The following is a 7,889-nucleotide window of genomic DNA, read 5'->3' on the forward strand; positions in this document are numbered from 1 at the left end:
CTTCGCCGTCGGCCTTGATGCGCTCGACACGGCCTCGGACGGTTCTTCGACCTTGACCACCTGGAAACGTCGCGCCAGGGCCGCGTCTTTCTCGAAGTACTTCTTGTATTCACTCCAGGTGGTGGCCGCCACCGTGCGCAGCTCCCCACGGGCCAACGCAGGCTTGAGCAGATTGGCCGCGTCGTTCTGACCCGCCTGCCCTCCGGCGCCGATGAGGGTGTGGGCCTCGTCGATGAAGAGAACGATCGGCTGCGGGTTGCGCCTGACCTCGTCGATGACTTGCTGAAGCCGGTTCTCGAACTCTCCCTTGACCGACGCTCCGGCCTGCAGCAACCCCAGATCGAGCACGTGCAGGGCCACCCCCTGCAAAGGCCCGGGCACGTCCCCCGACGCGATGCGCAAGGCCAAACCTTCGACGACGGCGGTCTTGCCCACCCCGGCCTCTCCGGTGAGGATGGGGTTGTTCTGACGGCGTCTCAGCAGGATGTCGATGACCTGGCGGATTTCGGCTTCACGCCCGATCACAGGATCGATCTGCCCTTCACGGGCGCGCTGGGTGAGGTTGATCGTGTAGCGATCCAGCGCCGGTGTGCCTCCTGATACGGGAGACGATTCGACCGGCGGGACTTCTTCAGCGGAGGCCGAGACCCTGCCGACCGCTTCGGCCGAGCCTGTGGTCAGGGAGTCAAGCCGGTGTTTCAGGTCCTCCACGGGGAAGCGCAGCAGGGCCGATGAGGCCTGGGCCGCCATCTGCCTCAAGCCGGGTTCGGCCAGCAGGGCCAGCAGCAGGTGGGCACTGCGGATTCGCGCCACCTGGCTGTCAAGCGAGGCGATCAGCCAGGCATGCTCCAGCCATTGCGGCAGCCGCTGCGAGAACACCGGCGTGCGCGTATTGCCGGCGGGCAGCCGCGTGAGTGCGGACTCGAGGTCGCGACGCAGACCGGCGGGCGACACATCGCAACGCGCACACAGCAGACTCAGGTCGCTGCGTGGTTCCTCGAGCAAGGCCAACAGCAGGTGCTCGATGTCCACTTCATGATGACCATGGGCCATGCACAGGTTGGCGGCTCGTTCGGCGGCCTGCCGCGTCAGCTCGTTGAGTTTGGTGATCAGGGTCTTGAGAGATGCAGACATGTTCGATGCCCAGAGAATGGAAAGGTCACGCCGCAGGCAGCACGTCGTAGGCCAGGTCGTCACGGTCCTGGGTCACCGGCCTGCTGCACAGGAACGTGGTCCAGCCGAGCCGTGCACCGGGTCCGTCGGCCCGGGAGTGCAAAGCCGTGGGCTGCACGTCCTGCTGTCGCAGGCACAAGCGGACTTCGAACTCCAAGGACAACCCGTAGGCCAATGTCAACAAGCGCTGCAGGGCCCTCGCACCGGTGGCCCCTGGCAGGAAATGGTCGTAGCGCCGGCGGTCCAGCGGCCCCAGGCGCAACCTCACCCGCAGGTCGCGCTGCCATAAACGTTCTCCAACGACAGCGCTGCGCCCGAGCACCGCGTTGCGGCCCAGCGCACTGCAGGCCGATGCCGGCAGTCGAACCCAGCGACCGACGAACGGCTCAACCTGGGCGGGGATCGCAAAATGCGCGCTGACCCAGGCTTCGAGCTGCGAAGCCGACAACTGCCGACGTTGCAAGGCCCCTGCATAGTGGGCAACCGACTCATCGTGCAGCCCCGCGCCTGCCCGCTCCAGCAAACGGTTGCGCAAGGAGGCCTGACCCAGTCCGGCCAGGGACAGCACCAGCGGCAGAAAGCCCCGCCCTCGGTCCGACTCGTATGCCAGTGCCAAGCGATGCTTCTTCCAGGCCTGGTAGAACAAGGCAAGGGCCCGGTGATTGAAGATCTCGAGAAAGGCGCGCGCCGCACCATCACGCCCGAAGACCTCCCGGCGAACGAGAGTTTCGGTGTAATGCAGTGGCAAGGTGCCGTGCACCCCGAGCAGCCCCATGAACGCAGCCGTGATCTCGATGCGCTCGGGGTCGGTGCACGCCTGCCCCTCCCGCGTCGGCCTCACCACCTGGAGATCCTCGATCTCACTGGCTGGGAAGCTCAGTGAGAGGGAACTGCGGAAGCGCAGCCGCTGCGCGAGGATGTCCTGCTCGCCCAGACCTTCGCGGGCCGACAGCCAACGCGACAACAGGCGCACCGCCTGAAAGAACTCGTGTCGATGCGGCTCGGCCAGCAGCCGGTCGATCACACGAGGGATTGAGCGCCGCTGCGGGGAGAGCATGACAGAAGTTCTTCTCCGGTGCGGGCTGACACCAGCCGCAGCCGCGTGAAGCTGTTGAGATGTGTGTAAAGGCCGACGAAGCGGTTGATCACCTCGGCGAACAAGTGCAGGCCTACCCCCACGAAGCTCGACTCGTCGACGGTCAAGCGGATGTCCGTCCCGCGCACGAACGTGGCATAGGGTTTGCCCGGCAACCAGGCAACGGCAGGCTGATGCTCAACAGCGACCAGGCCATCGATCTGGCGCTGATTGGCCGCGCTTCGCGGCAGGTCGTACAGCCTCAGCATCTCCTTGAGCGCGTCGATGCCACCCTGGCTCAGGGAGAGATGGTTGAGCGACAGGTGAGAGATCAGCCGCCACAGGGCTCCTTGCCCTCGTGCAAACCTCAGACAAGCGGTGGGGCGGCGCAACAGGCAGATCTCCTGAGCGGCACCGCCACCCTCGACGAAGAGGTCTCCTCCTGGTTGTCCAATGGCCAGTTGAGTCGGCAGATCGCGATTGGTGGCCCACACCTCGAGTGACAGGGTCTCGTTGACCGCCAGGCCCGGCTGGAAGTCCGCATCGACGAGCCCGAGCTCCAACTCATAGCCAGGGCTGTGCAACGCCATCCGCTCGTCGCGCTGCGTATACCAGTAGCAGGCCCGCGGCTGGGTGCGCTCACCGTCGCGCAGCAAGTCGTCGTGACGCAACGAATAGAACGGCCTGAACTCCTGGGCGAACTCTCCCTGACCGGACTGACGCACACACCACACCCGCTGGACCCCATACACCTCGTACGCATACGCGCGGCGAGCGTCGACCACCACGGGATACATCGTGCGGGCATGGGTCACGCGGATGGGGTCGGCCGGCGTTCGGAAGAGATTGACTACCGGCGTACAACCGAGCTGGAGATGGTGCACGTCGAGGTCCTCTAGCAGCCGGGCCGCATCGGAATCGCTCCGAATGCCCTTCAGAGGCACGTGCAGGACCAGGCGGTTGCTGTTGAGCACGATGTCCGAGTCTGTTCCCCGCCGGCCGCTCGGCACCAGCAGGTCCACGAAGTTGAATTTCTCCGGAAATGCAAAGTACTCCGTGAGCAGCCGATAGGCGGCATGCGATCTTGCGTCATGCTCGATGATCGACTCGTGATCCTCGAACCCGACCAAACGGGGCCGCTCGCCCAGCAAGCTCGATGTCCGACGGCCGTCCCCGGACTCCACCATCACACCGAGGGACCTGGAGCACAAGGCCTCGCGCAGGACGCTGACCAGCGATGGCTCACCATCGAGGTACAACCGCAAAGACTTCCCCTGACAATCCGCCAGCGAGAACTGTGGCGAGAGGGATTCGAGATGTATAGACACGACCGCCGATGTGCCATCGGGCCACCTGCCACCCGGCAAAGGCGGTGGTGCCATCCGGAAATTCACGTGGGCCAGTCTCACCGGCGCCAGTTCGACGTCGTAGGCCGTTCGAAACTGGCATGCCACCCCGCGCAATGGACGGCTGCGCAGCAACTCACCGCGAGGAACGCGAACGACGTCGTTCAGTTGGGTGGCCGCAGAGCCCAGGCGGAACTGCGCCACGGAACACGACGGAAACGGCCTGAGGTAGTGCGGATAGAGGACCTCCAGCAGGGATTCCGTGAAGAGCGGGAAATCGTCTTCGACGCGCTTGTGAATCCGGGCCGCCAGGAACGCGAACGATTCGATCAGCCGTTCCACATGCGGGTCCTCGGAGGACTCGCCGCTCAGTTGAAGACGGGACGCGATCTTTGGATAGCGCTGCGCGAACTCCCGGGATTGGTTGCGAAGAAAAGCCAGTTCCCGCTCGTAGTAGGGCAACAGGTCTTCCATCTTCAGCCTCCCAGGGACCGATCTGCACCTGAGCAGCGCACGCGGTAGTGTTGCGTTGCCTGGTTCACGACGGCATCGAAGCTGACAGGCTCTCTAGAGCGCTCCACGAGCAGCCACGCCCGGATGGAGAAATGCAGCTTCTGCGCCGCTGCCGCTCCTGTATCCAGTGTCACCTGCACCGCGCTGAGCCTTGGCTCGTGGATCCCAATGGCGGATTCGATGGACTGGCAGATGCGTCGCCGGTCATCCGGGCTGGCCAGGCTCAGGCTGCTGAAGTCCACCATGCCGTAGGAGAGCAAGGAACGGGCGCTCATCGGCCACCCGTCGAAGTCCTGTGGCGCCAGAGCACAACGGGTGTTAAGCAAGGCCTCGAGATCGCGTGCGACGCAATCCTTGATCTGCTCCAGCGACATCTGTGGCAAGGCGTGAGGGCTGACCACGCCAGCGCCGTCGTCGAGCAGGCAATCCAGGAGGGAGGGGCGGTAGCGCTGCATGCGGGAGAGGATCGAGAAGCCATCCCAGCCATCAGAAAGAAAGGCGGACGAGCCGCCTTTCCTCTGTGAGGGACGGTCTGGGCTCAGCTGAAGTTGGGAACGTTCTTGGCAAGGTCCCAAGCGCCAGTGATGTTGACCTTGCCGGACTTGTCACCCGTGATGTTGAGCTCGTCGTACGTCCAGCGCACCGCCGAATACTTCAGAGTGAAGGTCTCGGAGGGGACACCCTCGCCGTTCACCGTCGGGGCCACCGAGGAGACGATGACGTTCTTCAGTTCGATCTTCAGGTACTGGTGGCGGCTTTGCGTGCCAGACGGGCTGCCCACATTGTTCTTGCCACCATGAGCCCGATAGAAGTAGACAACGACATCGCTGATGATGGTGCCTGCCGAACAGGCCTGAAGCAGCTTGGGCGTGGCACCGTCGATGTCCTTGGTGAAAATCATCTCACCATGTTCGCAGCGCTCAGCCGTGTGCCCACCGGCCGTGGATGCCGTCGCAGACTTGGGCTGGCGCACCACGTGGCTCCAGGTGTAGACCTCGACGGTGTCTTTGTGCTTGCTGTCCCGGGAATCGCCTTTGATGTCGCTTCCCTTGAACTCGACGTAGATGTCTTTCGCCATGAAAAGAGTCCTCCACTGAAACGGTTGGAGCGTTGAGAATCAGCCCTTGCCACCCTGAGGCAGTTCCGCCACAAGGCGCAAGGACACGGAAAGTTCGTCCAGTTGGAAATGGGGACGAACGAAGGAGACCGCCCTGTAAACACCCGGGCGGCCTGGAACTTCGGACACCTGCACCGAGGCTTCCCGCAAAGGGAACTGTGCCTTCGTCTCCTGCGATGCGGCGTCATCGGACGTGACGTACTGAGAGATCCAACGATTGAGATAGTCCTCCACGTTGGACGCGGAGGCAAAGCTGCCGATCTTGTCGCGCATCATCGCCTTCATGTAGTGCGCAATTCGGCACACTGCGAACATGTACTGGAGCTGCGCGGAGAGCACCGCATTCGCGTTGGCGGCATCCAGGTCGTACTTGCGCGGCTTTTGAACCGACTGCGCACCGAAGAACGCCGCGTAGTCAGTGTGCTTGCAGTGCACCAAGGGGATGAACCCCAGGTCGCTGAGCTCCTTCTCGCGACGGTCGGTGATCGAGATCTCCGTCGGGCATTTCAGCGCAATCTCCCCGTCGTCAGTCTTGAAGGTGTGCGTCGGCAGATCCTCCACAAGACCGCCACCTTCCACGCCCCGAATGGCGGCGCACCAGCCGTAGCTCTCGAAAGCAGCCGTCAGCCGCGCCGCAAAGGCATAAGCGGTGTTGACCCAGAGGTAGCGGTCGTGACGGCTGCCGTCGACCGACTCCACGAAGTTGAATCCCTCGACCGTCGTGCCGTCTTTCGGGTTGTAGGGCAGACGCCCAAGGAAGCGGGGCAGCGTCAGTCCGACATAGCGGGAATCCTCTGAATCACGGAAGGATTTCCATTTGGCATATTCGACGGTGTCGAACACCTTGGCCAGGTCGCGCGGCTTGCCCAGGTCGGTGAAGTCCTCCAGGCCAAACAGCTCCGGCGACGCTGCCGAGATGAATGGAGCGTGAGCCGCCGCCGCCACGTGTGACATCTGCTCGATGAAATACATGTCCTCGGGCTGGCGACCGATCTCGTAGTCACCGATCAAGGCGCCGAAGGGAGCCCCCCCGAAGGTTCCAAACTCCTCTTCGTACACCTTCTTGAAAAGAGTGCTCTGGTCGAAGTCGATGGCCGTGTTGAAGTCCCGCACGAGCTCCTTTTTCGTCGCGTGCATGACCTTGATCTTCATCATCGCCCCGGTCGAGGTGTGCTTGCACAGGTAGTGCAGGCCACGCCAGGACGATTCGAGCCGTTGAAACTCTGGGGCATGCATCACCTCACTCAACTGGGCGGAGATGAGCTGATCGATCTCGGCCACCCGCGCATCGAGGGTGGCTGACAGGTTCTCGGAGAGAACCACGGTCCCCTGCAGGACTTCGCGCACCAGCTCGGAGATGATGTCCCGGGCACGTTGGTGCTCGGTCGGCGACTTGGCCACCCGGCTTTGCTCGACGATGCGGTCGAGCAGCGAATGGGGTGCCAGCTCGGGTTGGGGCGCTTGCGCGAGGGCTTGGGCACTCATGGCATCACTCCTTCGTGGTTTGGGCTTCCCGGCCCAGGCGTTCAAGCTGCTCCGTGTTGCGCAGCACCTCGTCCAGCAGATCCTCCAGCTTCTCGTTGCCCGCCAACTTGTTGCGCAGGTCGGCCAAACGGGTGCGCGCCTCGAGCAGCCGGCGCAACGGTTCAACCTGCTGCACCACCGCTTCCGGACGGAAGTCGTCGATCTGGTTGAACTGAAGGTTGACGGCAAACTCCCCACCTTCCTCGCTAAGGAGATTGCGTACCCGGAAGGACGCTTGTGGGGCCATGCCTGCCATGACCGCATCGAAGTTGTCGAGATCGATGTTGACGAATTTGCGATCCTTCAGGCGAGGTGGGGGCGTCTGTTCGGAGGGCTTGCCGACGAAATCGCCCAGCACGCCCACCACGAATGGCAGTTCCTTCTGTTCGATGGCGTCGCCGATCTCGACGTCATAGGTCAACTGCACCCGGGGCGGACGCACCTTCTCGAGACGCTTTTGCACACTGTCTTTCTTGGCCATGGGATTTCCTGCGGAGAGGACGGAGGACGCTCACTGGAGAGCACTGAAGGGATTGCGCGATCCGGTCGTCGCCGGCCGGGCCACGGGAGGTTCGACCGGACGGAGGGGCCGTGCCGAAGCCGAAGCGGAATGGGCCTCCCGACGGCGGACCGGCCCCGCAGGGCGTGCGGGAGGCGCCTGAACGGGTTCTGGCGCCACGAGCACGGTCTCGCCGATGGCCTCGCGGATCGTCTGGGTCAACGTCTGGGCTTCCTCGCGGGTGCTGCCCTGCACGGCGTTGCCTTGCCGCAGGTGCCCCAATGCCAAGGCAGAAGCTCGCAAACCGGCAACCGCCATGATGCTGTGGGCCGTGATGTCGCCCACATCGCGCTGAAGAACCTCCTGCGCTGCCACGATGGCCTGGCCATAGCGCCGGGCCTCCAGATGCATCTGAGCCTGCTGGAGCCAAGGCTCCTTTGCACCAGGATGGGCACGAGCCGCTTGCTCGAGCAGTTCAGCCGCCTTGGTCACATCACCGGCTTCCTGCGCCGACCGAGCCTGAGTCAGCGCCTGCGGCAGATCCACCCGGGGCAGCTTGTCTTCGGTCTGAGGAAGACCGGCACAAGCGGCCAAACCCATTGCGGCGGCTGCCGCCCAGACGCGCCACAGCGCCCCTCTGAC

8 protein-coding genes are annotated in these 7,889 nt (G+C 63.7%); all 8 read right to left on the reverse strand.

Features of this window, described 5'->3' with window-relative positions; genetic code table 11:
* Nucleotides 1-1,134, reverse strand: a 1,134-nt coding sequence (locus ACK42S_RS12985) for a Clp protease N-terminal domain-containing protein (RefSeq protein WP_409708135.1), incomplete at its 3' end; no start/stop codon positions are given.
* Nucleotides 1,135-1,159: 25 nt separating this feature from the next.
* Complete coding sequence (gene tssG, locus ACK42S_RS12990; RefSeq protein ID WP_409708138.1) at nucleotides 1,160-2,230, reverse strand: type VI secretion system baseplate subunit TssG; 1,071 nt, start codon at nucleotides 2,228-2,230, stop codon at nucleotides 1,160-1,162.
* Complete coding sequence (gene tssF, locus ACK42S_RS12995; RefSeq protein ID WP_409708141.1) at nucleotides 2,194-4,068, reverse strand: type VI secretion system baseplate subunit TssF; 1,875 nt, start codon at nucleotides 4,066-4,068, stop codon at nucleotides 2,194-2,196. Before tssF ends, tssG begins: the two co-directional genes overlap by 37 nt.
* A 2-nt stretch (nucleotides 4,069-4,070) precedes the next feature.
* Nucleotides 4,071-4,562 (reverse strand): type VI secretion system baseplate subunit TssE, encoded by a 492-nt coding sequence (tssE, locus tag ACK42S_RS13000; RefSeq protein WP_409708144.1) that lies wholly within the window; start codon nucleotides 4,560-4,562, stop codon nucleotides 4,071-4,073.
* A gap of 83 nt (nucleotides 4,563-4,645) precedes the next feature.
* Entirely contained in the window at nucleotides 4,646-5,185 is a 540-nt protein-coding gene (locus tag ACK42S_RS13005) for an Hcp family type VI secretion system effector (RefSeq protein ID WP_409708147.1), read from the reverse strand.
* A 39-nt stretch (nucleotides 5,186-5,224) separates the two neighbouring features.
* A complete protein-coding gene (tssC, locus tag ACK42S_RS13010; protein WP_409708150.1) occupies nucleotides 5,225-6,709 on the reverse strand; it encodes a type VI secretion system contractile sheath large subunit in 1,485 nt (494 codons plus the stop codon).
* Between the two features lie 4 nt (nucleotides 6,710-6,713).
* A complete protein-coding gene (tssB, locus tag ACK42S_RS13015; RefSeq protein ID WP_409708152.1) occupies nucleotides 6,714-7,229 on the reverse strand; it encodes a type VI secretion system contractile sheath small subunit in 516 nt (171 codons plus the stop codon).
* A gap of 30 nt (nucleotides 7,230-7,259) precedes the next feature.
* Nucleotides 7,260-7,793 (reverse strand): tetratricopeptide repeat protein, encoded by a 534-nt coding sequence (locus tag ACK42S_RS13020; protein ID WP_409708156.1) that lies wholly within the window; start codon nucleotides 7,791-7,793, stop codon nucleotides 7,260-7,262.
* Nucleotides 7,794-7,889: the final 96 nt, after the last annotated feature.

Origin of the sequence: Caldimonas sp. (genome assembly GCF_046289365.1) — a bacterium.
Taxonomy (GTDB): Bacteria; Pseudomonadota; Gammaproteobacteria; order Burkholderiales; family Burkholderiaceae_C; genus Caldimonas.

What these genes read in the sequence shown, in the direction of transcription:
- tssG (WP_409708138.1), bottom strand. Translation starts at nt 2,230, where the DNA reads ATGCTCTCCCCGCAGCGGCGCTCAATCCCTCGTGTGATCGACCGGCTG.
- tssF (WP_409708141.1), bottom strand. Translation starts at nt 4,068, where the DNA reads ATGGAAGACCTGTTGCCCTACTACGAGCGGGAACTGGCTTTTCTTCGC.
- tssE (WP_409708144.1), bottom strand. Translation starts at nt 4,562, where the DNA reads ATGCAGCGCTACCGCCCCTCCCTCCTGGATTGCCTGCTCGACGACGGC.
- ACK42S_RS13005 (WP_409708147.1), bottom strand. Translation starts at nt 5,185, where the DNA reads ATGGCGAAAGACATCTACGTCGAGTTCAAGGGAAGCGACATCAAAGGC.
- tssC (WP_409708150.1), bottom strand. Translation starts at nt 6,709, where the DNA reads ATGAGTGCCCAAGCCCTCGCGCAAGCGCCCCAACCCGAGCTGGCACCC.
- tssB (WP_409708152.1), bottom strand. Translation starts at nt 7,229, where the DNA reads ATGGCCAAGAAAGACAGTGTGCAAAAGCGTCTCGAGAAGGTGCGTCCG.